Annotated in this window: 21 protein-coding genes and 1 tRNA gene; 15 read left to right on the top strand and 7 right to left on the bottom strand. The window is 68.9% G+C overall.

Translation table 11 applies throughout. From position 1 onward, the window contains the following. Positions 1-7: 7 nt before the first annotated feature. Positions 8-148: an SPW_0924 family protein gene (locus tag ACFYZL_RS12180; protein WP_384590499.1), complete on the bottom strand. Its 141-nt coding sequence runs from the start codon at positions 146-148 to the stop codon at positions 8-10. Between the two features lie 208 nt (positions 149-356). Between ACFYZL_RS12180 and ACFYZL_RS12175 the strand changes: the two genes are divergently transcribed. Next, positions 357-1229, top strand: coding sequence for a DUF4184 family protein (locus ACFYZL_RS12175; protein ID WP_388678403.1), 873 nt, complete (start codon positions 357-359; stop codon positions 1227-1229). 32 nt (positions 1230-1261) lie between these two features. On the opposite strand, the gene polA is transcribed toward ACFYZL_RS12175, so the two are convergent. Beyond that, a complete protein-coding gene (gene polA, locus ACFYZL_RS12170; protein WP_384746515.1) occupies positions 1262-3985 on the bottom strand; it encodes a DNA polymerase I in 2724 nt (907 codons plus the stop codon). Between the two features lie 200 nt (positions 3986-4185). Between polA and ACFYZL_RS12165 the strand changes: the two genes are divergently transcribed. The 9 genes from ACFYZL_RS12165 to ACFYZL_RS12125 all read left to right on the top strand — a co-directional run bounded on the left by ACFYZL_RS12165 (position 4186) and on the right by ACFYZL_RS12125 (position 14196). After that, positions 4186-6477: an FdhF/YdeP family oxidoreductase gene (locus ACFYZL_RS12165; RefSeq protein ID WP_384746516.1), complete on the top strand. Its 2292-nt coding sequence runs from the start codon at positions 4186-4188 to the stop codon at positions 6475-6477. Between the two features lie 54 nt (positions 6478-6531). Beyond that, the gene (locus ACFYZL_RS12160) at positions 6532-6990 is read left to right on the top strand and encodes a PaaI family thioesterase (RefSeq protein ID WP_388678398.1); all 459 of its coding nucleotides are present in this window, start codon (positions 6532-6534) and stop codon (positions 6988-6990) included. Between the two features lie 56 nt (positions 6991-7046). Then, a complete protein-coding gene (locus tag ACFYZL_RS12155) occupies positions 7047-7442 on the top strand; it encodes a hypothetical protein (RefSeq protein WP_388678395.1) in 396 nt (131 codons plus the stop codon). Continuing rightward, a complete protein-coding gene (locus ACFYZL_RS12150) occupies positions 7439-8074 on the top strand; it encodes a Tat pathway signal sequence domain protein (protein ID WP_388678392.1) in 636 nt (211 codons plus the stop codon). Before ACFYZL_RS12155 ends, ACFYZL_RS12150 begins: the two co-directional genes overlap by 4 nt. A gap of 300 nt (positions 8075-8374) precedes the next feature. Next, positions 8375-9610, top strand: a complete 1236-nt coding sequence (locus ACFYZL_RS12145) for a branched-chain amino acid ABC transporter substrate-binding protein (RefSeq protein WP_384746520.1) — start codon at positions 8375-8377, stop codon at positions 9608-9610. Between the two features lie 115 nt (positions 9611-9725). Beyond that, positions 9726-10655 (top strand): branched-chain amino acid ABC transporter permease, encoded by a 930-nt coding sequence (locus ACFYZL_RS12140; RefSeq protein WP_384746521.1) that lies wholly within the window; start codon positions 9726-9728, stop codon positions 10653-10655. A 5-nt stretch (positions 10656-10660) separates the two neighbouring features. Next, positions 10661-12481, top strand: coding sequence for a branched-chain amino acid ABC transporter permease (locus tag ACFYZL_RS12135; protein ID WP_388678389.1), 1821 nt, complete (start codon positions 10661-10663; stop codon positions 12479-12481). A 3-nt stretch (positions 12482-12484) separates the two neighbouring features. Continuing rightward, positions 12485-13483: an ABC transporter ATP-binding protein gene (locus tag ACFYZL_RS12130; RefSeq protein ID WP_384746523.1), complete on the top strand. Its 999-nt coding sequence runs from the start codon at positions 12485-12487 to the stop codon at positions 13481-13483. Beyond that, entirely contained in the window at positions 13480-14196 is a 717-nt protein-coding gene (locus ACFYZL_RS12125) for an ABC transporter ATP-binding protein (protein ID WP_384746524.1), read from the top strand. Before ACFYZL_RS12130 ends, ACFYZL_RS12125 begins: the two co-directional genes overlap by 4 nt. A 76-nt stretch (positions 14197-14272) precedes the next feature. Here ACFYZL_RS12125 and ACFYZL_RS12120 read toward each other — a convergent pair whose 3' ends face one another. After that, complete coding sequence (locus ACFYZL_RS12120) at positions 14273-14926, bottom strand: ANTAR domain-containing response regulator (RefSeq protein WP_384746525.1); 654 nt, start codon at positions 14924-14926, stop codon at positions 14273-14275. Positions 14927-15024: 98 nt separating this feature from the next. On the opposite strand from ACFYZL_RS12120, the gene ACFYZL_RS12115 reads away from it, so the two are divergent. From ACFYZL_RS12115 to ACFYZL_RS12105, 3 genes are all read left to right on the top strand, one after another. After that, positions 15025-15099, top strand: a tRNA-Leu gene (locus ACFYZL_RS12115). Between the two features lie 109 nt (positions 15100-15208). Next, positions 15209-15955, top strand: coding sequence for a transcriptional regulator (locus ACFYZL_RS12110; RefSeq protein WP_388678384.1), 747 nt, complete (start codon positions 15209-15211; stop codon positions 15953-15955). 30 nt (positions 15956-15985) lie between these two features. Then, positions 15986-17182, top strand: a complete 1197-nt coding sequence (locus tag ACFYZL_RS12105) for a serine hydrolase domain-containing protein (protein WP_388678381.1) — start codon at positions 15986-15988, stop codon at positions 17180-17182. On the opposite strand, the gene ACFYZL_RS12100 is transcribed toward ACFYZL_RS12105, so the two are convergent. Continuing rightward, positions 17179-17712, bottom strand: a complete 534-nt coding sequence (locus tag ACFYZL_RS12100) for a hypothetical protein (RefSeq protein WP_384746527.1) — start codon at positions 17710-17712, stop codon at positions 17179-17181. The genes ACFYZL_RS12105 and ACFYZL_RS12100 overlap by 4 nt on opposite strands. 49 nt (positions 17713-17761) lie before the next feature. Here ACFYZL_RS12100 and ACFYZL_RS12095 point away from each other — a divergent pair, with 49 nt between their 5' ends. Then, positions 17762-18013: an EF-hand domain-containing protein gene (locus tag ACFYZL_RS12095; protein WP_384746528.1), complete on the top strand. Its 252-nt coding sequence runs from the start codon at positions 17762-17764 to the stop codon at positions 18011-18013. A 9-nt stretch (positions 18014-18022) separates the two neighbouring features. Here the strand turns inward: ACFYZL_RS12095 and ACFYZL_RS12090 are convergent, their stop codons facing one another. The 3 genes from ACFYZL_RS12090 to ACFYZL_RS12080 all read right to left on the bottom strand — a co-directional run bounded on the left by ACFYZL_RS12090 (position 18023) and on the right by ACFYZL_RS12080 (position 20994). Further along, a complete protein-coding gene (locus ACFYZL_RS12090) occupies positions 18023-18586 on the bottom strand; it encodes a hypothetical protein (RefSeq protein WP_388678376.1) in 564 nt (187 codons plus the stop codon). A gap of 119 nt (positions 18587-18705) precedes the next feature. After that, positions 18706-20133, bottom strand: a complete 1428-nt coding sequence (gene pyk, locus ACFYZL_RS12085; RefSeq protein ID WP_384746530.1) for a pyruvate kinase — start codon at positions 20131-20133, stop codon at positions 18706-18708. A 159-nt stretch (positions 20134-20292) separates the two neighbouring features. Then, complete coding sequence (locus tag ACFYZL_RS12080) at positions 20293-20994, bottom strand: SIMPL domain-containing protein (protein ID WP_384746531.1); 702 nt, start codon at positions 20992-20994, stop codon at positions 20293-20295. Positions 20995-21122: 128 nt separating this feature from the next. Between ACFYZL_RS12080 and ACFYZL_RS12075 the strand changes: the two genes are divergently transcribed. Beyond that, entirely contained in the window at positions 21123-22931 is a 1809-nt protein-coding gene (locus tag ACFYZL_RS12075) for a bifunctional metallophosphatase/5'-nucleotidase (RefSeq protein WP_384746552.1), read from the top strand. The last annotated feature ends 14 nt before the right edge of the window (positions 22932-22945 follow it).

The following is a 22945-nucleotide window of genomic DNA, read 5'->3' as shown; positions in this document are numbered from 1 at the left end:
CTCCTCTTTACTTTCCGGGCGCGGCGGGCGCGGTGGTGAGCAGGGGTTTGGGTGAGGTCTTTCCTTCGGGCGCCCCGAACGCCGTGACGGCGAGGACGAGGAGCACCGCGAGGACGAGCCCGCTGGCGGCGGCGATGACTGCGCGCATGCCGGGCCTCCGGAATCTGATAGGGCGTCAGGGCGGAGGCACCGTAGCAACGCGGGCGCGAGATGAGAACCGTCCGACCGGACGGGCCGCGAATGTGACGTGGCCCATGACGCTCCCGGGAGCCCGCGGGGCCGCGTACGCGTCCTTTCCGATGTCACGGACGGGTCGCCGCATACTGACCGGGCACTACTCACCGAGGAGACGCGCCATGCCGTTCACCCTGAGCCACGCGGCCGCCGTGCTGCCGGCCGTCCGCCGCACCGGGCGTGCGCGCGGTCCCCTCGTCGGCTCCGCGCTGGTCCTCGGATCCTTCGCCCCGGACACCTTCTACTTCGCGGCCACCCTCGTCGCGAGCCTCAAGCCGTACGGGGTCTTCGCGCACTCGCTGCCCGGGATCGTGACCGTCGACGCCGCGCTCACCGCCGCCCTCGCGGCGTGCTGGCTGCTGCTGCGCGAACCGCTGCTCGCGCTGCTCCCGCGCGGCCGGCGCGGCCAGGTCCACGCCTTCGTACGGGGTGAGGACTGGCGCGGCCGTCGACTCCCCTCGCTGGCGCTGTGGTTCTACCTCTCGGCGGTCATCGGCTCCTGCACGCACGTGGTGTGGGACAGCTTCACGCACCTCGACCGGTGGGGCACCAACGCGCTGGACCTGGGCAGGCCCCTCGCGTTCGGCTTCCCCCTCTACCTGTACCTGCAGTACGGAGGTTCGGCGATCGCGGCCTGCGTCCTGCTGTGGTTCACGGCGACGGCGCTGCGGCGGCTGCCGGCCTCCCCGCAGCCGGCTTCCGTCCCCGTGCTCGGCCGGGCCGAACTGTGGGGCGCGCTCGGGCTGGTCCTCGTGTGCACGGCCGTCGGGATCACGATGCGCGTGCTGCGCTTCTTCACCTTCTTCGACGCGATCCACACCCCGCTCGACATCATCCCCACCATCTGCTTCGGCGCGGGCGGCGGCCTCACCGTGGGCCTGCTCCTGTACGGGACCCTCGTACGGCTGCGCCACCGCCCGACCCGGGACCGGTCGGACTCGGACTCGGACTCGGACTCGGATGAGGAAACGCGAACGCCCGTCCCCACCGCGTAGGCGGGGACGGGCGTCGGCGGGCCGTACGACGATCAGTGCGCGGCGGACTCCCAGTCGGAGCCGACGCCCACGGACACGTCCAGCGGCGCCCGGAGCTCGACGGCGGCGCCCATCTCGCGGCGCACCAGCTCCTCCACCCGCTCCCGCTCGCCCGGGGCGATCTCCAGCACGATTTCGTCGTGGACCTGGAGCAGCATCCGCGACGCCAGCCCCGCCTCGACGATCGCCTTGTCCACGCGCAGCATCGCGACCTTGACGATGTCCGCCGCGGTGCCCTGGATCGGGGCGTTGAGCGCCATCCGCTCGGCGGCCTCTCGGCGCTGGCGGTTGTCGCTGTTGAGGTCCGGCAGGTACCGGCGACGGCCGAAGATCGTGGCCGTGTAGCCGGTGGCACGGGCCTCGTCGACCACGCGCTGGAGGTACTCGCGGACCCCGCCGAACCGCTCGAAGAAGGTCTCCATCAGACCGCGCGCCTCGGCGGGCTCGATGTTCAGCTGCTGCGCGAGACCGAACGCGGACAGCCCGTACGCCAGACCGTACGACATCGCCTTGATCTTGCGGCGCATCTCGGCGTCGACCTGCGAGCGCTCCACGCCGAACACCTGGGAGGCGACGGTGGTGTGCAGGTCCTCACCGGAGGCGAACGCCTCGATCAGGCCCTCGTCCTCGGAGAGGTGCGCCATCACGCGCAGCTCGATCTGGCTGTAGTCGGCCGTCATGAGGGTCTCGAAGCCCTCGCCGACGACGAACCCTCGGCGGATCGCCCGGCCCTCGTCCGTGCGCACCGGCACGTTCTGCAGGTTCGGGTCCGTGGACGACAGCCGGCCGGTCGCGGCGACCGTCTGGCTGAAGCTCGTGTGCACCCGACCGTCGGCGGCGATCGTCTTGACCAGGCCCTCGACGGTGACCCGCAGCTTGGCCTGCTCCCGGTGCCGCAGCATGATCACGGGCAGTTCGTGGTCGGTCTGCGTGGCCAGCCAGGCCAGCGCGTCCGCGTCCGTGGTGTAGCCGGTCTTCGTCTTCTTCGTCTTCGGCAGGTCCAGCTCGCCGAAGAACACCTCCTGGAGCTGCTTGGGCGAGCCGAGGTTGAACTCGTGCCCGACCGCCGCGTGCGCCTCCTTCACGGCCTGCTGCACGGCGCCCGCGAACTGCTGCTCCATGGCCTCCAGGTGATCGCGGTCGGCGGCGATGCCGGCCCGCTCCATCCGCGCCAGCAGCTCGGACGTCGGCAGCTCCATGTCGTGGAGCAGCTCCGCCGCGCCGACCTCGTCGAGCTTGTCGGTGAAGGCGTCGCCGAGGTCCAGGACCGCGCGGGCCTGCGCCATCAGCGCCTCCGCCTCGGCCGTGTCGTCGGCGCCGAACGCCAACTGCCCGTCGGCGGCGGCCGGCGCCAGCTCGCGGTGCAGGTACTCGTTGGACAGCACGTCCAGCGCGAAGGACCGGCGGCCCGGCTTGACCAGGTACGCGGCGAGCGCGGTGTCCATGGTGACGCCGTCCAGCGACCAGCCGTGCTCGGGGAACACCCGCATCAGGCCCTTGGCGTTGTGCACGACCTTCGGCTTCGCCACATCGGCGGCCCAGGCCGCGAACGCCCGCTCGTCCGCCTCGTCCAGGCCGGACGGCTCGAACCAGGCGGCCGCGCCCCCGGCGGCGGCCAGCGCGATCTCGGCGACGTTGCCCTGGCCCAGCGCCCAGCTGTCGACCGTCGCCACACCGAGCGGACCGCCCGCGTGCGCCTCCAGCCACGGAGCCAGCTCGCCCGCGCCCAGCACGGAGCCGTCGAGTTCCACGCCCGCGGCCGTCGGCGCCGGCGCCTGCTCCTCCTGCGCGCCCGGGTCCACCGCGAGCAGCCGCTCGCGCAGCGAGGCGTTGCGGATCTCCAGCACGTCCAGCACACCGGTCACCGCGGACCGGTCGTAGGGCGCGCGGGCCAGGTCGGCCGGCGTCTTGGGCAGCTCGACGTCCTTGACCATCTCGGTCAGGACCCGGTTCAGCTTGACGGCCTCCAGGTGGTCCCGGAAGTTCTGCCCGGCCTTGCCCTTGACCTCCTCCGCACGCTCCACGAGCTCCGCGAACGACCCGAACTGGGTGATCCACTTGGCGGCGGTCTTCTCGCCGACGCCGGGGATGCCCGGCAGGTTGTCGGACGGGTCACCGCGCAGCGCCGCGAAGTCCGGGTACTGCTGCGGGGTGAGGCCGTACTTCTCCTCCACCTTCTCCGGCGTGAACCGGGTCAGCTCGGAGACGCCCTTGGTCGGGTACAGCACGGTGGTGTGCTCGGAGACGAGCTGGAAGGAATCCCGGTCGCCGGTGACGATCAGCACGTCGAAGCCGAGGGCCTCCGCCTGCGTCGCCAGCGTCGCGATCACGTCGTCGGCCTCGAAGCCGTCGACCGCGAACCGCGGCACCTTCATCGCGTCGAGGAGCTCGCCGATCAGCTCGACCTGCCCCTTGAACTCGTCCGGCGTCTTGGAACGGTTCGCCTTGTACTCGGGGAACTCCGTCGAACGCCACGTCTTGCGGGACACGTCGAACGCCACCGCGAAGTGCGTGGGCGCCTCGTCGCGCAGCGTGTTCGCCAGCATCGACGCGAAGCCGTAGATGGCGTTGGTCGGCTGCCCCGTCGCGGTCGTGAAGTTCTCCGCGGGCAGCGCGAAGAACGCCCGGTACGCCAGGGAGTGCCCGTCCATGAGCATCAGGCGGGGGCGGTCCGCTGCGGTCGTCTGGTCGGTCTTCTTCGATGCTGAATCTGCCACGCCCCCGATCCTAGGCGCCCCCACCGACAATTCCGGCCCGCAACCTCCCCCGGCGCATCCGCCCCACCGGACGCCCCCGGCGCACCCGACCGGAGCCCGCCGAGCACCGAACCGCCCTCCCCGATCCCCGTGCGGCGTGCAAGGATCGACGGACGCGGCCACACGTGCTGCGCCCGTACGTACGCTCGAAGGGGAGCGCGATGGCGACCAAGCCGCCCACAGGTGATCCGGTACAGGACGCACCGCAGGTCACACCGCCCAAGCACGCGGCAGCAGGCCTGCCCGCCATCGGGCACACCCTGAAGATCGCGCAGCAGCAGATGGGCCTGGCCCGCACCGCCCGCACCCTGCTCAAGGTCAACCAGAAGGACGGCTTCGACTGTCCCGGCTGCGCCTGGCCCGAGGGCGACAAGCGCCACACCGCCGAATTCTGCGAGAACGGCGCCAAGGCCGTCGCCGAGGAAGCCACGCTGCGCCGCGTCACCCCCGCCTTCTTCGCCGCGCACCCCCTCCCCGACCTCGCCACGCGCTCCGGGTACTGGCTCGGCCAGCAGGGCCGCATCACCGAACCCGTGTACCTCGCCGAGGGCTCCGACCGGTACGAGGCCGTCACCTGGGAACGGGCCTTCGCGATCATCGCGGAGGAGCTGACCGCCCTCGACTCCCCCGACGAGGCCCTCTTCTACACCTCGGGCCGCACCAGCAACGAGGCCGCGTTCCTCTTCCAGCTCTTCGCCCGCGAGTTCGGCACCAACAACCTGCCCGACTGCTCCAACATGTGCCACGAGTCCTCGGGCTCCGCACTGACGGAGACCATAGGGATCGGCAAGGGCAGCGTCTCCCTCGAAGACCTCCACCAGGCCGACCTGATCATCGTCGCCGGACAGAACCCGGGCACCAACCACCCGCGCATGCTCTCCGCCCTGGAGAAGGCCAAAACGGCCGGCGCGAAGATCATCTCGGTGAACCCGCTGCCCGAGGCCGGCATGGAGCGGTTCAAGAACCCCCAGACCCCCGTCGGCATGCTCAAGGGCACCGCCCTCAACGACCTCTTCCTCCAGATCCGCATCGGCGGCGACCAGGCCCTCTTCCGCCTCCTCAACAAGCTCGTCATCGAGACCGAGGGCGCCACCGACGAGACCTTCATCCGCGAGCACACCCACGGCTACGAGGAACTCGTCGCCGCAGCCGCGGAAGCGGACTGGGCCGAAACCCTCACCGCCACCGGCCTGACCCGCCCCGAGATCGAACGCGCCCTCGCCATGATCCTGGCCTCCGAGCGCACCATCGTCTGCTGGGCCATGGGCCTCACCCAGCACAAGCACGGCGTCGCCACCATCCGCGAGGTCGTCAACCTCCTCCTCCTGCGCGGCAACATCGGCCGCCCCGGCGCCGGCGTCTGCCCCGTCCGCGGCCACTCCAACGTCCAGGGCGACCGCACCATGGGCATCTTCGAACGCCCCGCCCCCGCCTTCCTCGACGCCCTCGACCTCGAATTCGGCATCACCTCGCCGCGCGCACACGGCTACGACGTCGTCCGCTCCATCCAGGCCCTGCGCGACGGCCGGGCCAAGGTCCTCTTCGCCATGGGCGGCAACTTCGTCGGCGCCACCCCCGACACCGACGTCACCGAAGCCGCGATCCGCCGCGCCTCCCTGACCGTCCACGTCTCCACCAAGCTCAACCGCTCCCACGCCGTCACCGGCAGGCGCGCCCTGATCCTGCCGACCCTCGGCCGCACCGACAAGGACGTCCAGGCCTCCGGCAAGCAGTTCGTCACCGTCGAGGACTCCATGGGCATGGTCCACGCCTCCCGCGGCAACCTCGCCCCCGCGAGCCCCCACCTGCTCTCCGAACCCGCGATCGTCGCCCGCATGGCCCGCGCCGTCCTCGGCGACACCTCCAAGACCCCGTGGGAGGAGTTCGAGAAGGACTACGCCTCCATCCGCGACCGGATCGCCCGCGTCATCGCCGGCTTCGAGGACTTCAACACCCGCATCGCCCACCCCGGCGGCTTCCGGCTCCCCCACGCCCCCCGCGACGAACGCCGCTTCCCCACCAAGACCGGCAAGGCCAACTTCACCGCCGCACCCGTCGAATACCCCCGCGTCCCCGAGGGCCGACTGCTCCTGCAGACCCTGCGCAGCCACGACCAGTACAACACCACCGTCTACGGCCTCGACGACCGCTACCGCGGCATCACCGGAGGCCGCCGCGTCGTCATGGTCCACCCCGCCGACGCCGCCGCACTCGGACTCGCCGACGGCTCCTACACCGACCTCGTCGGCGAATGGAAGGACGGCGTCGAACGGCGCGCACCCGGCTTCCGCGTCGTGCACTACCCCACCGCCCGCGGCTGCGCCGCCGCCTACTACCCCGAGACGAACGTACTGGTCCCCCTCGACTCCACCGCGGACACCAGCAACACCCCCGCGAGCAAGTCCGTCGTCATCCGCTTCGAACCGGCCCGATCCACCCCTGACCCGGCCTGATAGAACGACCCCAGGACCATCAGGTTAACGAGCGTTGACGAACGGAGCCGGCCCATGGGTCACGACCACGCAGTGAAGTTCCCCCAGGACGTACTCGACCAGTACGCCGCCAAGGGCATCGACCTGCCCGCACTGTTCTCCGCGGGCGCCCTCGGCCAACGCATGGAGATCCGCATCCTGGAGGCCTCCGCCGAACGCGTCGTGGCCACCATGCCCGTCAAGGGCAACACCCAGCCCTACGGACTCCTCCACGGCGGCGCCTCCGCCGTCCTCGCCGAGACCCTCGGCTCCGTCGGCGCCATGATGCACGGCGGCATCGACAAGATCGCCGTCGGCGTCGACCTCAACTGCACCCACCACCGCGGAGTGCGCTCCGGCACCGTCACCGGCGTCGCCACCCCCATCCACCGCGGCCGCTCCACCACCACCTACGAGATCGTCATCAGCGACGAGGAGGACCGCCGGGTCTGCACCGCCCGCCTCACCTGCCTGCTGCGCGACACGGACTCTTAACAACCCGGCCGATACGAGCAGTTGTGCAGCCACCGGCGCCGGTCTAGCGTTCCCGCATGGGATCGGGACCGGCGCCGCGGCGCGGCACGACCGCCTGCGCGGCGACGACGCTCCTGGCCGCCGCGCTCCTTTCGTGCGGACCGAGCCCCTCCGCCTCCGAGACCCCCACCGCGCACACCACCTCCCCCCAGGACCTGTGCACCGCCCTGATCACCCACTGGGCCGGAGTGATCCTCGACGCCGACCAAGGCCGGGACACCGTCGGCCTCGACTACCAGGCCATGGGCCTGTCCGGCGGCCAGAACGAGATCCTGCGCACCGTCCTCGACGGAGCCAGGGCCGAGCAGCGCACCAACGGCCCCGCCGCCGCGGCCGAGTTCACCGCCCGCGAGGCCGCGAGCCGCTGCGCCGACCGCTACCGCACGGGCACCCCGACCGGCGGCCCCTGGTGAGCGGCGGCATAGGGCCCGTCGAGCCCGGCGACGGCACCGAGGGCCTCGAACGCCCGCCCGCGTCGCCCCGTACGCCCGCCACCCGCGGATCAGCCTGGCTCGGCGAGCGGTACGCCCGCCACCGCCGGGCCTTTCTCGCCGCGGCGGCCGCGGCCGTGCTGGCCGCCGGCGCGGCCCGCTGGTACGCCACGAGGCCGGCGCCGGTCGCGGCCCCGCCGCCGCCCGCCCCGTCGCAATCCGTGGCCCTCACCTACATGGAGCCACTGGAACCGACCCCCGACGGCAGCGCGTTCGCGCTCACCGTCCGTGTACGGAACAGGGCCGGCAACCCCGTCACGGTGGATCGGATCGGCCAGCCGTCACGAGCGCTGAGCGTGACGATCCGGCCACCGCTGCCGGTCACGGTCGGTCCCGGAGAGGCGCGCGACCTCGCGGTGCTCTTCCGAACGGAAGACTGCGTGCATGTGGCACGGAATTCCGGACTCCCTTTCCTTGAAGTAACCCTCAGTAATGGATTCCAGAAAGAGGATCACAGTTACATCCCCGGTGACCGTTATGCCAGGGATCTTTCCGCGGCTCTGACCAGGGCGTGTCCCGAAGATCGAGACGAGACCCCCACCCCGTCGTCATGACCAAAAACCGCCAGAGTCCTGGCAAGACAGCAGCTAAACCGAGGTTTGATCCTCACCTGTCTCAGAATGTGGACAAGACGAAACGGCCTGAATTCCCCCGTTCCACCCGCAGACATCCGCTATGCATTACGCCGTGGCATAACAAGAGAGTCACATCATTGGCCTCAGCCCTCCATAACCCGCGATCCGCCGCCTAGAGTCACCGCCAGTTACCGCGACCGCCGGATTTCCTTCAGTTCGGTTCCCCGCGTTCGACTCGACGCGTCCCACGGGGGACGCGGCGCCAGGAAAGGACTGATCGTGCGTCATCGTCAGCTCATCGCCGTGACCGCCGCCCTCGCTGCGGGCGCCCTCACTCTCACCGCCTGCGGCTCCCGCGACGCCAAGGGCGGAGCCACCGCCGACGGCGGCGGCACCACGGTCGTCATCGGCGTCGACGCCCCCCTGACGGGCGACCTCTCGGCCCTCGGCCTCGGCATCAAGAACTCCGCCGACCTCGCGGCCAAGCAGGCCAACGAGAAGGGCTACGTCAAGGGCATCACCTTCAAGATCGAAGCCCTCGACGACCAGGCGCAGGCCTCCTCCGGCCAGCAGAACGCCACCAAGCTCACGGCCAACAAGGACGTCCTCGGCGTCGTCGGCCCGCTGAACTCCTCGGTCTCCGAGTCCATGCAGAAGGTCTTCGACGACGCCAAGCTGGCCCAGATCTCCCCGGCCAACACCAGCCCGTCCCTGACCCAGGGCCCCAAGTGGGCCGAGGGCACCAAGGTCCGCACCTACAAGAGCTACTTCCGCACCGCCACCACGGACGCCATCCAGGGCCCGTTCGCGGCGCAGTACCTCTTCAACAAGGCGGGCAAGAAGAAGGTCTTCATCATCGATGACAAGAAGACCTACGGCGCCGGCCTCGCCGGAACCTTCAAGGGCGAGTTCACCAAGCTCGGCGGCGCCGTCGCCGGCGAGGGCCACATCGACCCCGAGTCCAAGGACTTCTCGGCGATCGTGACCCAGGTCAAGAGCTCCGGCGCCGACGTCGTCTACTACGGCGGCGAGTACCCCGCGGCCGGCCCGCTCAGCAAGCAGATCAAGGCCAGCGGCGCCAACATCCCGCTCGTCGGCGGCGACGGCATCTACGACAAGAAGTACGTCGAGCTCGCGGGCGGCGACAGCGCCGCGGGCGACCTCGCCACCTCCGTCGGCGCCCCCGTCGAGAGCCTGCCCTCCGCCAAGGACTTCGTCGACAACTACAAGAAGGCCGGCTACAAGGACCCGTTCGCGGCCTACGGCGGCTACTCCTACGACTCCGCCTGGGCCGTCATCGAGGCCGTCAAGAAGGTCGTCGACGCCAACAACGGCAAGCTCCCCAGCGACGCCCGCGCCAAGGTCCTCGAAGCCGTCCAGGGCGTCTCCTTCGAGGGCGTGACCGGCAAGGTCTCCTTCGACGAGTACGGCGACGCCACCAACAAGCAGCTCACCGTCTACAAGGTCGAGGGCACCGACTGGAAGTCCGTCGAGTCCGGCACCTTCGGCGGCTGACCATCACCGGCGGCTAGCTCGCTGACTCGCTAGCCCCACCCCTCATTGCCGCGCGGGGCGCGCACAATGCGCCCCGCGCGGTGTCACATCCGTCGAAAGACTCGGAGGACCTGCGGTGCACGAACTGCCGCAACAGCTGGTCAACGGCCTGCTACTGGGATCCATGTACGGGCTCGTCGCCATCGGCTACACGATGGTCTATGGCATCGTCCAGCTCATCAACTTCGCCCACGGCGAGATCTTCATGACCGGCGGGTTCGGAGCCCTCACGGTCTGGCTGATGCTCCCCGGTGGCACCACCATGTGGATCGCCCTGCCCCTCATGCTCATAGGCGCGATCCTCGTCGCCACCCTCATAGCCGTAGGCGCCGAACGCTTCGCCTACCGGCCACTGCGCTCAGCCCCCCGCCTCGCCCCGCTCATCACCGCCATCGGCCTCTCCCTCGCCCTCCAGCAGGCGGTGTGGGCCTGGTACCCCGACGCGAAGTCCTCCATCGTCTTCCCCGAGATCCCCGGCGGACCGTTCCACATCGGCAGCATCACCATCCAGACCGGTGACGTCTTCCTCCTCCTCGCCGCCCCCGTCTCCATGGCCTTCCTCGGCTTCTTCGTCAAGAAGACCCGCACCGGCCGCGGCATGCAGGCCACCGCGCAGGACCCGGACACCGCCAAGCTCATGGGCATCAACACCGACCGCATCATCACGGTCGCGTTCGCCCTCGGCGCCGCCTTCGCCGCCATCGGAGCCGTCGCCTACGGCCTCAAGTACGGCGAAGTCAACTTCAAGATGGGCTTCCTCCTCGGCCTCAAGGCCTTCACCGCAGCCGTCCTCGGCGGCATCGGAAACATCTACGGCGCCATGATCGGCGGCATCGTCCTCGGCCTCGCCGAAACGCTGACCACCGCCTACGTCGCCGACGTACCCGGCATGCAGCAGCTCGGCGGCCAGTCCTGGGGCAACACCTGGGCGTTCGTACTCCTCATCCTCGTGCTCCTCTTCCGGCCACAGGGCCTGCTGGGCGAGCGCGTGGCGGACAGGGCGTGAGAAAGATGACGACCACCACCGCAGACACCACGTCCAACGTGACCACCACCCCCGTCCGAGGCCTCATAGCCCTCCCCGAGAAGACGGCCCGCGCCCTCGCCACCGCAGGCGGCGCCCTCACCGTCATCTCCTGCTTCCTCTCCTGGACCTGGACCGCCGCCTACCCCGGCAACCTCACCGTCGTCGGTTACCCCGGCGGCCTCCAGTGGCTCGTCTTCATCGGCGGCGTCCTCACCACCCTCTTCGGCCTCGCCTCCTACGGAGTCAAGGGCCTCGGCTGGCTCGCCCCCGCCGGCACCGACGCGGCCATCAAGCTCGCCGCGCTCGCCGCCTTCGCCACCGCCTGGTACACGGTCATCTCGATCACCACCACCCTCGGCGGCGTCGTCAACCTCGAGCCCGGCGGCTTCGCCGTCGCGGCCACCTCCCTCCTCGCCCTCGTCGGCGCCCTCGCACTCCCCTTCGAGCACCCCGTCCTCGAAGGCCCCGACCCCGACGACAGCGCCTGGGAACAGCGCAAGCACCACCTCGGCAACCGCTGGACGACCGTCAAGGCCGCCCTCGCCGCCGACACCCCCCGGCCCGCCAAGCCCCTCCCGGCCTGGACCGAGATCCTCCTGATCGCCGCCGTCCTCGCCCTCACCCTCGGCGTCTTCACCTACGGCATCACCACCCCGTACCAGGAACTCTTCATCGGCTTCCTGATCACCGCCTGCTTCGGCTTCGCCGCCCTCAACAAGGCCGGCCTGGTGGCCCGCTTCACCGCGCTCACCGCCAAGCACCGCAACGTCGCCCTCGTCGGCGCCTTCGCCGCGGCCGCCGCCTTCCCGCTCACCCAGACCGACGACCAGTACGCGACCCTCGGCGTCAACATCCTCGTCTTCGCCACCGTCGCCCTCGGCCTGAACATCGTCGTCGGCCTCACCGGCCTCCTCGACCTCGGCTACGTCGCCTTCCTCGGAGTCGGCGCCTACACCGCGGCCATGGTCTCCGGCTCCCCCAACTCCCCCTTCGGCGTGCACCTCCCCTTCTGGGCCGCACTCCTCATCGGCGCCGGCGCATCCATGATCTTCGGCGTCCTCATCGGCGCCCCCACCCTGCGACTGCGCGGCGACTACCTCGCCATCGTCACCCTGGGCTTCGGAGAGATCTTCCGCATCTCGATGAACAACCTCGACGGCACCTCCGGCCCCGACATCACCAACGGCCCCAACGGCATCGCCGGCATCCCCAACGTCGACCTCTTCGGATTCGACTTCGGCGCCAGCCACACCATCGCCGGATTCACCATCGGCCGCTTCGCCAACTACTTCCTGCTGATGCTCCTGGTCACCCTCATCGTGATCATGGTCTTCCGCCGCAGCGCCGAATCCCGCATCGGCCGCGCCTGGGTCGCCATCCGCGAAGACGAGACCGCCGCCGAAGCCATGGGCATCAACGGCTTCCGCGTCAAGCTCATCGCCTTCGCCCTCGGCGCCACCCTCGCCGGCCTCGCCGGAGCCGTCCAGGCACACGTCAACTACACGGTCACCCCCGACCAGTACGTGTTCGCCAACGCCGTCCCCCCGAACTCCGCCTTCCTCCTCGCCGCGGTCGTCCTCGGCGGCATGGGCACCATCAGCGGACCCCTCGTCGGCGGCTCACTGCTCTTCCTCATCCCGAACAAGATGCAGTTCCTCGGCGACTACCAGCTCCTCGCCTTCGGCGTCGCTCTCATCATCCTGATGCGCCTGCGCCCCGAAGGCATCATCCCCAACCGGCGCAACCAGCTCGAGCTCCACAAGGACCTCGAAGCGCCCACAGTCCTCAGCAAGGCAGGGGCCTGACCCATGACGACCACCACCACCGCCGTCGCGGCGGAGACCGTCCTGGACGCACGCGGCGTCACGATGCGCTTCGGCGGCCTCACCGCCGTCAAGAACGTCGACCTGACCGTCCGCAGCGGCGAGATCGTCGGCCTCATCGGCCCCAACGGCGCCGGCAAGACCACCTTCTTCAACTGCCTCACCGGCCTCTACATCCCCACCGAGGGCGAAGTCCGGTACAAGGGCACGGTCCTGCCCCCCAAGTCCTTCAAGGTCACCGCGGCCGGCATCGCCCGCACCTTCCAGAACATCCGTCTCTTCAACAACATGACGGTCCTGGAAAACGTCCTCGTCGGCCGCCACACGCGCACCAAGGAAGGCCTCTGGTCGGCCCTCCTGCGCCTCCCCGGCTTCAAGCGCGCCGAAGAGGCCAGCCGCGAGAAGGCCATGGAACTCCTCGCCTTCATCGGCCTGGACCACAAGGCCGACCACCTCGCGCGCAACCTCCCCTACGGCGAACAGCGCAAGCTGGAGATCGCCCGCGCCCTCGCCAGCGACCCCGGCCTCATCCTCCTGGACGAGCCCACCGCCGGCATGAACCCGCAGGAGACCCGGGCCGCCGAAGAACTCATCTTCGCCATCCGGGACAAGGGCATCGCCGTCCTCGTCATCGAGCACGACATGCGCTTCATCTTCAACCTCTGCGACCGCGTCGCCTGCCTCGTCCAGGGCGAAAAGCTCATCGAAGGCACCGCCGCCGAAGTCCAGGGCGACGAGCGCGTCATCGCCGCCTACCTCGGCGAACCCTTCGAAGGCGCCCCCGGCGCCGAAGAAGCCGCAGTGGTCGAGGCCGCCGAAGCCGCAGCCGCGGATGCCGTCGAGGCCACCGAGGCGGAGGTCGAGGCCACCTCCGACGAGGCCACCGCCGACGAGGCCGAGGCAGACGAGGCCACCGAGGCCGAGCCCGCCGCCGACACCGCCGAGGCGGACAGCACCACCAGCACGGACGGAGAAGCCAAGTGACCGCACTCCTCGAGGTCGAAGACCTCCGCGTCGCCTACGGCAAGATCGAAGCCGTCAAGGGCATCTCCTTCACCGTCAACGAGGGCGAGATCGTCACCCTCATCGGCACCAACGGCGCCGGCAAGACCACCACCCTGCGCACCCTGTCCGGCCTGATCAAGCCCAAGGGCGGCCAGATCAAGTTCCAGGGCAAGTCGCTCAAGAAGGTCGCCGCGCACGACATCGTCCAGCTCGGACTCGCCCACTCCCCCGAGGGGCGGCACATCTTCCCGCGCATGACGATCGAGGACAACCTCCTCCTCGGCGCCTTCCTCCGCAGCGACAAGGACGGCATCCAGAAGGACGTCCAGCGCGCCTACGACCTCTTCCCCATCCTGGGAGAGCGTCGCAAGCAGGCCGCCGGCACCCTCTCGGGCGGCGAGCAGCAGATGCTCGCCATGGGCCGCGCGCTCATGTCCCAGCCCAAGCTGCTCATGCTCGACGAGCCCTCCATGGGCCTCTCGCCGCTCATGATGCAGAAGATCATGGCGACGATCGCCGAGCTCAAGGCCACCGGCACGACCATCCTCCTGGTCGAGCAGAACGCCCAGGCCGCGCTGTCCCTGGCCGACCAGGGTCACGTCATGGAGATCGGCAAGGTCGTCCTGACCGGCGAAGGCCGCGACCTCCTCGTCAACGAGGACGTCCGCAAGGCCTACCTCGGCGAGGACTGACCCTCCCCGCTCGGATACGCGTGAGGCCCGTCTCCCCTCGGGGGGAGACGGGCCTCACGTCTTGGTACCGCTTCCTTCAGCTCCCGCTGTCCTTCTTCTTCGCCTCGGCGTCCTCGATGACCACCTCGGCGACCTGCTGCATCGACATGCGACGGTCCATGGAGGACTTCTGGATCCACCGGAACGCGGCGGGCTCCGTCAGGCCGTACTGGGTCTGCAGGATGCTCTTGGCGCGGTCGACGAGCTTGCGGGTCTCCAGGCGCTGCGAGAGGTCCGCGACCTCCTTCTCCAGCGCCTTCAGCTCCGCGAAGCGGGACACGGCCATCTCGATGGCGGGCACGACGTCGCTCTTGCTGAACGGCTTCACGAGGTACGCCATCGCACCGGCGTCCCGGGCCCGCTCGACGAGGTCGCGCTGCGAGAACGCGGTGAGCATCAGCACGGGGGCGATGGACTCCTCCGCGATCTTCTCTGCTGCGGAGATGCCGTCCAGTACGGGCATCTTCACGTCGAGGATCACGAGGTCGGGGCGGTGCTCGCGGGCGAGTTCGACGGCCGTCTGTCCGTCACCGGCCTCGCCGACCACGGCGTAGCCCTCTTCTTCGAGCATCTCCTTGAGGTCGAGACGGATGAGCGCCTCGTCCTCGGCGATGACGACGCGGGTCGTCAGCGGAGGGACGTGCGACTGGTCGGCGTCGGGGGCGGGCGTCGACTCGTGCTCGGCGGTCACGGGGGCTCCTTGATGCGGGGCGTTACTGCTCCCCCGAGCCTACCTAGCTACGGTAAGGTGGACTCGCAGCGGGTCGGGGTTAACCTTCGATTCGCGGGGCCCCGGTAGCCCAATTGGCAGCAGGCGATGGATTCAAAACCCATTCAGTGTCGGTTCGAGTCCGACCCGGGGCACTTTTCCTTCTTTTCCAAGGTCACGCAGGAATGCGTGACCTTCACTCATTTCGGGGACGTGCGTCGAAATGGGAGACACGCCCGGAAGGCATGCTCCAACGTCGATCGCATGTACGACGTCGATGTCCGTAAGCGGACCCTCGCACTCCTGGTCGACGGCCGGAGCTTGAACTCGGTCAGCAAGGAAACGGGGATATCCCGAGCTGCCATCCGGGCCTGGCAGGTCCGCATCGACCCGCTCCCCCGCCTCAACCAGGAGTCAGTCTGCTCGCGCCCGGTCGACACGGCCGCCTACTCCTACCTTCTCGGCCTATATCTCGGTGACGGATGCATCAGTCCGCACCCGCGCGGCGGCCACCACCTCCGCATCGCGTGCGCCGACGCCTATCCAAACCTCATCGAACAGTGCCGCGCAGCGATCCTGGCGGTGCGGCCTACCGACAAGGTCTACCTGCTGCAGAAGCAGGGCTGTGTCGCCGTCACCAGCTACGGACGGCACTGGACCTGCATGTTCCCGCAGCACGGGCCCGGCACGAAGCACGAACGAAAGATCGCGCTGGAACCTTGGCAACAGGAGATCGTCGATGCCCACCCCTGGGAGTTCATCGGAGGGCTGATCCACTCCGACGGGTGTCGGATCATCAACTGGACCGTCCGCAACGGCAAGCGCTACGAGTACCCGCGGTACTTCTTCACCAACAAGTCCGACGACATCCGGAAGCTCTGCACCGACACCCTCACCAAGGTCGGCGTGGAGTGGACCGTCACCGCCCGCGGCAGCGATCCGTACAACGTGTCAGTCGCCCGCAAGGCATCCGTCGCCCTTATGGACGAACACGTCGGGCCGAAGCACTAGAGACGCTCACCCGCGCCCTACGGTCGGCGCATGAACCGACCACGTCTCGCCGTGACCGCCGCCCTGCTCGCCGCCGTGTGGGCCGGGAGCATTCCGACCGCCTACGCAGCCGACACCTCCCCCGTGACACAGGCCCTGCAAGCCGCGATGACCGCCGGCGCCCCCGGGGCCATGGCACGGTTCAGTGAGCCCGGTGGGGTGCGGACCGAGGTGGTCGGGGTGCGGGACCGGCGTACGGGGGCGGCCATGGATCCTCGGGCGCGGTTCCGGATCGGCAGCGTCACCAAGACGTTCTCCGCCGTCGTCGTGCTGCAGCTGGTCGGCGAGGGGAAGGTGCGGCTGGACGAGCCGGTGGTGACGTATCTGCCGGGGGTGCTGCCCGACCGGCGGATCACGGTGCGGCACCTGCTGAGCCACCGCAGTGGGCTGGCCGACTACACGGACGCGATGTTCGAGAAGACCGTGCCGGGATTCGAGGCGGTGCGGAAGCGGGTGTTCGGGTACCGGGAGCTGGTGGAGCTGTCGCTGCGGGAGCCGCGGACGACCGAGCCGGGGGTGGCGTACGCGTACTCGAACACCAATTTCGTCGTGCTCGGGATGTTGATCGAGAAGGTGACCGGGCGGCCGGTGGGCGAGGCGTACGCCGCGCGGGTGTTCAGGCCGCTGGGGCTGCGCGACACCTCGTACGTGCATCCGGGGACGAAGATCGCGGGGCGGCACGTGCGGGGTTATCTGCATCCGGACGAGGAGGGCGGGGCCCTGGTGGATTCGACGGAGCAGACGGTTTCGTGGGCGCAGTCGGCGGGGGCGGTGATCTCGACGGTTGCGGACCTGAACGCGTTCACGTCGGCGTTGTTGGGTGGGCGGCTGTTGCCGGCTCGGATGTTGGACCTGATGGTGACGGTGACGCCGGTGGATGCGGCGGGGACCCGGTTCTACGGGCTGGGGCTGCGTCGGTACGACCTGTCGTGCGGGACGTCGGTGTACGGGCACACGGGGACGGTGCAGGGGTTCTACACGTACGCGTTCTCCACGCGGGACGGTCGGCGGAGTCTGGCGGCGATGGCGAACACGTCGAACCGGGGTGCGGCGAACACGGCGCTGGGCGGGACGCTGGAGGCGGCGTTCTGTGGTGTGGCGCCGGCGGCGGCTCGGGCGGAGACGGTGCGGGGGTTCTCGGCCGGGCCTGCGGATGTGGATCTGCGGGAGCGTGGGGCGGGGTTCTAGTCGTCGGCGGCGACGATCAGGGTGAGGTGTCCGGCGGTTCGGTCGATGACGACGAATTCGTGGAAGTACTCGTGGATGCGGCCCCAGTCGTGGGTGTTCTCGTCGCCGAGTTCGCCGAGGTGGTAGACGCGGTCGGCCGCCGTCATGGGGTCGAAGATCTCTCGTTGGAGGTCGGATTCGAGTGCGGGCGATTCGGTGCAGGCGGGGACCGACCAGTCCCTGATGATGCGCTCGCAGGTGTGCGCGGGGAGCGGTTCGTACTGGTCGGGGGTGATGGCGGTGATCCAGTACGGGCCGTGTCGGGGTTCTTCGGGTATGACTCCGGCGCCGATGTAGGTGTCGCGGAACTGTTCGTGTGCGATGAGGGCGGTGAGGAGTTCCCGGTCGGTGGCGGGGGTGGGTGGGAGTCGGAAGTGTTTGTGGTCGACCCATCGGTATCCGTGGTGCCACCCGGAGGTGAGGTGGTCGCGGAAGTTGATGAGGGCGTCGCGCTCGTGTGTGAGTTCGTTCGGCGTGGGGGCTGTGTTCACGGGACTGAGGTTAGGTTGAGGTGATGGCCGGTTCGGAAGGGGATGCGTGATGAGTGAGAAGGCCCGGAAGCTGTTCGATGCGCTGGATCTGAATCATGACGGGGAGCTGACCCGTGTGGAGGTGATCACGGCGTTGCGGTCGAAGGGGCCGACGTTGGCGGCGCAGGGGGATCTGCCGTTGTGGGCGGTGGGGGATGCGGATGCGTCGTCGGCGTTGTTCGATGCGGCGGATGCGAATGGGGATGCGGTGTTGAGTTTCGAGGAGTTCGAGGCGGTGGTGGACCGGCGGTTCGGCTGGTAGGGCCGGCTGTCAGATGGTGCGGCCGATGTGGATCATCAGCCATATGAGGCCGGTCGTGGCGCCCCACAGGAGCAGGGACGAGAGGGCGACGAGTACGCGTACGGGGACGGGGTGGACGCCGACGTTGGTGTCGGGGTCGTCGGGGTCGTAGCTGATCTCGATCTCTCGGGCGTATGCCTGCCGGTGGCGGAGGTGGGATGCGCCGCTGTGGTCCGTGAACCGGTACGTCCCTGATGTGCCGCCGGGCCTGGTGCGCACCGCCGTCACGGTGATGCCGTGTCGTGGGAGGCGCCACATCAGGTAGCCGCGCTCCGTCGTGTAGGTGCTGATGATGTTGAGGATCAGCGCCGTGACGCCCATCAGGGCGGCGAGGACGAGTGCTGCCGGTTGCCCGTTGGTGACGACGAGCACGCTCATGGTGACGAGTGCGGTGAGGCCCGGGCCGAGGGCGACCGCAGCCCAGGCCAGGCCTCTGGCTTTCCGGCCGTTGCCGGCGAGGGGGCCGTCTTTGTGGCGTGGTGCGGCTCCACCTCGGCCTTGCGGGAGGGGAGTTGGGGAGGGTGTGGTCGGCATGGGCTCGATCGTAGGACGTGATCGGGCCTTCGGGCGGGTGCCTGCCGCGTCGGGCCGTGTTGCCCGACGCGGTGCGTGTCGTGCCGTGTCGTTCGTGGCGTGTCGTTCGTGCCGTCGGGTCAGCGGACGGGGTCGCCGATGTGGTGGATGCGGACCATGTTGGTGGAGCCGCTGACGCCGGGGGGTGAGCCGGCGGTGATGACGACGGTGTCTCCGGGGGCGCAGCGGCCGATGCGGAGGAGTTCTTCTTCGACTTGGGCGACCATGGCGTCGGTGGAGTCGACGTGGGGGCCGAGGAAGGTTTCGACGCCCCAGGTGAGGTTGAGTTGGGAGCGGGTGGCGGGGTCGGGGGTGAAGGCGAGGAGGGGGATGGGTGAGCGGTAGCGGGAGAGTCGGCGGACGGTGTCGCCGCTCTGGGTGAAGGCGACGAGGAATTTGGCGTCGAGGAAGTCGCCCATTTCGGCGGCGGCTCGGGCGACGGCTCCGCCTTGGGTGCGGGGCTTGTTGCGGTCGGTGAGGGGCGGGAGGCCCTTGGCGAGGATGTCCTCTTCGGCGGCTTCGACGATGCGGGACATGGTCTTGACGGTTTCGATGGGGTATTTGCCGACGCTGGTTTCGCCGGAGAGCATGACGGCGTCGGTGCCGTCGATGATGGCGTTGGCGACGTCGGAGGCTTCGGCGCGGGTGGGTCGGGAGTTGTCGATCATCGAGTCGAGCATCTGGGTGGCGACGATGACGGGTTTGGCGTTGCGCTTGGCGAGTTTGACGGCGCGCTTTTGGACGATGGGGACTTGTTCCAGGGGCATTTCGACGCCGAGGTCGCCGCGGGCGACCATGATGCCGTCGAAGGCGGCGACGATGTCGTCGATGTTGTCGACGGCCTGGGGCTTTTCGATCTTGGCGATGACGGGGAGGCGGCGGTCTTCTTCGTCCATGATGCGGTGGACGTCTTCGATGTCGCGGCCGCTGCGGACGAAGGAGAGGGCGATGACGTCGGCGCCGATGCGCAGGGCCCAGCGGAGGTCTTCGATGTCCTTGTCGGAGAGGGCGGGGACGGAGACGGCTACGCCGGGGAGGTTGAGGCCTTTGTGGTCGGAGACCATGCCGCCTTCGATGACGGTGGTGTGGACGCGGGGGCCGTCGACTGCGGTGACTTCGAGGGTGACGCGGCCGTCGTCGACGAGGATGCGTTCGCCGGTGGTGACGTCTGCGGCGAGGCCTTTGTAGGTGGTGCCGCAGGTGTGGCGGTCGCCTTGGTGGTCTTCGACGGTGATCGTGAAGTTGTCGCCGCGTTCAAGGAGTACGGGGCCTTCGTGGAAGCGGCCGAGGCGGATCTTCGGGCCTTGAAGGTCGGCGAGGATGCCGACGCTGCGGCCGGTCTCGTCGGAGGCCTTGCGTACGCGCTGGTAGCGCTCCTCGTGTTCGGCGTAGGTGCCGTGGCTGAGGTTGAAGCGGGCGATGTCCATTCCGGCTTCGACCAGGGCTTTGATCTGGTCGTATGAGTCGGTTGCGGGGCCCAGGGTACATACGATTTTCGCTCGGCGCATGGGGCGAGCGTATTCCCCTACTTAGGAGTAGGTAATCGCTTCCGGGTGGACACTCAACAACCTTTGGGCAAAAGGTTGTTGACATTTGTTGAATGTGCATGGGGGTGCTCTGATGAGCACCCCCACGGGGTGTTTTCCGGTGGTTTCGGGGCGGTGGCTTCAGAGTTGTGGCGGGGTCATGGTGAAGCGGGCGTTGACCTGTGCGTGGACGGTCTGGCGCTGGGGTTCGAGGTCGAGGGGTGGGGGGCCGGCGTCTTCGGCGGCGCTGAAGGCCATGGTGCGCATGCCGGTTCCGGGGGCGGCCTGGTAGGGGGTGGCGTTCTCGGCGCCGAGGTCGGCGAGTTCGACGAGGGCGGCGAGGCGGGCGCCGAGGGCTTCGGCGTATTCGCGGGCGCGTTGGACGGCTTCGAGCACGGCTTGGCGGCGGGCTTCGCCGTGGGCGGGTGAGGTGGGGCGCAGGGCCCACCAGGGGCCGTCGATCTGGGTGAGTTCGAGGTCGGCGAGGCGGGTGGTGAGTTCGCCGAGGGTGGTGAAGTCGCTGAGTTCCGCGGTGATGTGGACGCGGCCGTGGTAGGCGCGGATGCGTTCGGCGCGGCCGTGGCGGGTGAGTTCGGGGGTGATGGAGAAGGAGCCGGTTTCGAGTTTTTCGACGGGGTCGCCGTAGCTCTTGATGAGGTCGAGGACGGTGTTGTTGCGGCGGGTGAGGTCTTCGAGGGCGGTGCGTCGGTCGGTGCCGCGGGCGCTGACGGTGATGCCGATGCGGGCGATTTCGGGGTCGACTTCGAGGTGGGCTTCGCCGCGGACGGCCACGCGGGGGACTTCGGGGGTTCCGTAGGGCTGGTGGGGTGCGTCCTGGGTCATGGTTTCACTGTCGCACCGTGGCCCGTGGGGGTGTGGTCATCGGATCGAAACCTGGTGGGGGTGTTGCGGCTTGTTACCTGTGGGTCAGAATCTACGCGCGTTGTTCACGCCTCAAAAGGGGAGATGGCATGGCGTTCGACCGCAGGACTTTTCTGGGGACCACGGCTGCGACGGGTGCGGCCGTGGCGTTGGCGGGGGCCACGAGCTCCCCTGCCGCCGCTGCCGAGTCGGCTGCGCCGGCGGGTTCGGCCGGTGCGCGTACGTACGCGTTCACGGTGATGGGCACGACCGACTTGCACGGGAATGTCTTCAACTGGGACTACTTCACGGACAAGGAGTTCGACGACAAGGCGCACAACGACGTCGGTCTGGCGAAGATCTCGACGCTGGTGGAGCAGGTGCGTGCGGAGAAGGGGCGCTGCAACACGCTGCTGATCGACGCGGGTGACACGATCCAGGGCACGCAGTTGTCGTACTACTACGCGAAGGTGGATCCGATCACGGCGCGGCGGGGTCCGGTGCACCCGATGGCGCAGGCGATGAACGCGATCGGGTACGACGCGGCGGCGCTGGGGAACCACGAGTTCAATTACGGGATTCCGGTGCTGCGGAAGTTCGAGGAGCAGTGTCGTTTCCCGCTGTTGGGGGCGAACGCGCTGGATGCGAAGACGTTGCGGCCGGCGTTCGCGCCGTACAGCATGCACCGGTTGCGGACGCCGCACGGGCGGGACGTGAAGGTGGCGGTGCTGGGGTTGACGAATCCGGGGATCGCGATCTGGGACAAGGCGAACGTGCAGGGGAAGATGACGTTCCCGGGTCTGGAGGAGCAGGCGGCGAAGTACGTGCCGCGGCTGCGGTCGATGGGTGCGGACGTGGTGATCGTGTCGGCGCATTCGGGGTCCAGCGGGACGTCTTCGTACGGTGACCAGTTGCCGTACGTCGAGAACGCGGCGGGTCTGGTGGCGGAGCAGGTGCCGGGGATCGACGCGATCCTGGTGGGGCACGCGCACACGGAGATTCCCGAGTACCGGGTGAAGAACAAGGCGACCGGCAAGGACGTGGTGCTGTCGGAGCCGCTGAAGTGGGGGCAGCGGCTGACGCTGTTCGACTTCGAGCTGTCGTGGTCGCGGGGCCGCTGGTCGGTGGAGAAGGTCTCGGCGAAGGTGCTGAACTCGAACACGGTCGCGGAGGACCCGAAGATCACGGGGCTGCTGGAGGACGAGCACCGCAAGGTCGTGGCGTACGTGAATCAGGTGATCGGTACGTCGACGGCGGCGATGTCGTCGGCGGAGGGCCCGTTCAAGGACGTCCCGATCATCGATCTGATCAACCACGTGCAGGCGGAGACGGTGAAGGCGGCGCTGGCCGGCGGGGAGTACGCGGCGCTGCCGGTGCTGTCGCAGGCGTCGTGCTTCTCGCGGACGGCTTCGATTCCGGCCGGGCAGGTGACGATCAAGGATGCTGCCGGCCTGTACCCGTTCGAGAACACGCTGGAGGCGCGTCTGATGACGGGTGCGCAGCTGAAGGACTATCTGGAGTACTCGGCCAAGTACTACGTCCAGACGGCGCCGGGTGATGTGGTGGATCCGGCGAAGCTGACCAATGCCGAGGCGACTCCGGACTACAACTATGACGCGGTGTACGGGCTGTCGTACGACATCGACATCGCGCAGCCGAAGGGTTCGCGGATCGTGAACCTGACGTTCGGTGGGAAGCCGTTGGATCCGGCGGCGCGGTTCGTGCTGGCGGTGAACAACTATCGGGCTTCGGGTGGTGGGAACTTCCCGCACGTGCCGGGTGCGAAGCAGTTGTGGGCGAACTCGGACGAGATCCGGAACACGATCATCGGGTGGGTGAAGGCGAAGGGGACGGTGGATCCGGCGCAGTTCGCGTCGGTGGACTGGCGGCTGACGCGGGCCGGTGTGCCGGTCTTCTAGTCGCGGGTGGCATC

The sequence above is a fragment of the Streptomyces sp. NPDC001717 genome, from assembly GCF_042892775.1.
Lineage (GTDB): Bacteria > Actinomycetota > Actinomycetes > Streptomycetales > Streptomycetaceae > Streptomyces.
This window is presented reverse-complemented; position numbering and strand designations above follow the sequence as displayed.

What these genes read in the sequence shown, in the direction of transcription:
- ACFYZL_RS12095 (WP_384746528.1), top strand. Translation starts at nt 17,762, where the DNA reads ATGAGTGAGAAGGCCCGGAAGCTGTTCGATGCGCTGGATCTGAATCAT.
- ACFYZL_RS12105 (WP_388678381.1), top strand. Translation starts at nt 15,986, where the DNA reads ATGAACCGACCACGTCTCGCCGTGACCGCCGCCCTGCTCGCCGCCGTG.
- ACFYZL_RS12165 (WP_384746516.1), top strand. Translation starts at nt 4,186, where the DNA reads ATGGCGACCAAGCCGCCCACAGGTGATCCGGTACAGGACGCACCGCAG.
- ACFYZL_RS12080 (WP_384746531.1), bottom strand. Translation starts at nt 20,994, where the DNA reads ATGACCCAGGACGCACCCCACCAGCCCTACGGAACCCCCGAAGTCCCC.
- ACFYZL_RS12075 (WP_384746552.1), top strand. Translation starts at nt 21,123, where the DNA reads ATGGCGTTCGACCGCAGGACTTTTCTGGGGACCACGGCTGCGACGGGT.
- ACFYZL_RS12135 (WP_388678389.1), top strand. Translation starts at nt 10,661, where the DNA reads ATGACGACCACCACCGCAGACACCACGTCCAACGTGACCACCACCCCC.
- ACFYZL_RS12155 (WP_388678395.1), top strand. Translation starts at nt 7,047, where the DNA reads ATGGGATCGGGACCGGCGCCGCGGCGCGGCACGACCGCCTGCGCGGCG.
- ACFYZL_RS12110 (WP_388678384.1), top strand. Translation starts at nt 15,209, where the DNA reads ATGTACGACGTCGATGTCCGTAAGCGGACCCTCGCACTCCTGGTCGAC.
- ACFYZL_RS12160 (WP_388678398.1), top strand. Translation starts at nt 6,532, where the DNA reads ATGGGTCACGACCACGCAGTGAAGTTCCCCCAGGACGTACTCGACCAG.
- ACFYZL_RS12180 (WP_384590499.1), bottom strand. Translation starts at nt 148, where the DNA reads ATGCGCGCAGTCATCGCCGCCGCCAGCGGGCTCGTCCTCGCGGTGCTC.
- ACFYZL_RS12130 (WP_384746523.1), top strand. Translation starts at nt 12,485, where the DNA reads ATGACGACCACCACCACCGCCGTCGCGGCGGAGACCGTCCTGGACGCA.
- ACFYZL_RS12090 (WP_388678376.1), bottom strand. Translation starts at nt 18,586, where the DNA reads ATGCCGACCACACCCTCCCCAACTCCCCTCCCGCAAGGCCGAGGTGGA.
- ACFYZL_RS12175 (WP_388678403.1), top strand. Translation starts at nt 357, where the DNA reads ATGCCGTTCACCCTGAGCCACGCGGCCGCCGTGCTGCCGGCCGTCCGC.
- pyk (WP_384746530.1), bottom strand. Translation starts at nt 20,133, where the DNA reads ATGCGCCGAGCGAAAATCGTATGTACCCTGGGCCCCGCAACCGACTCA.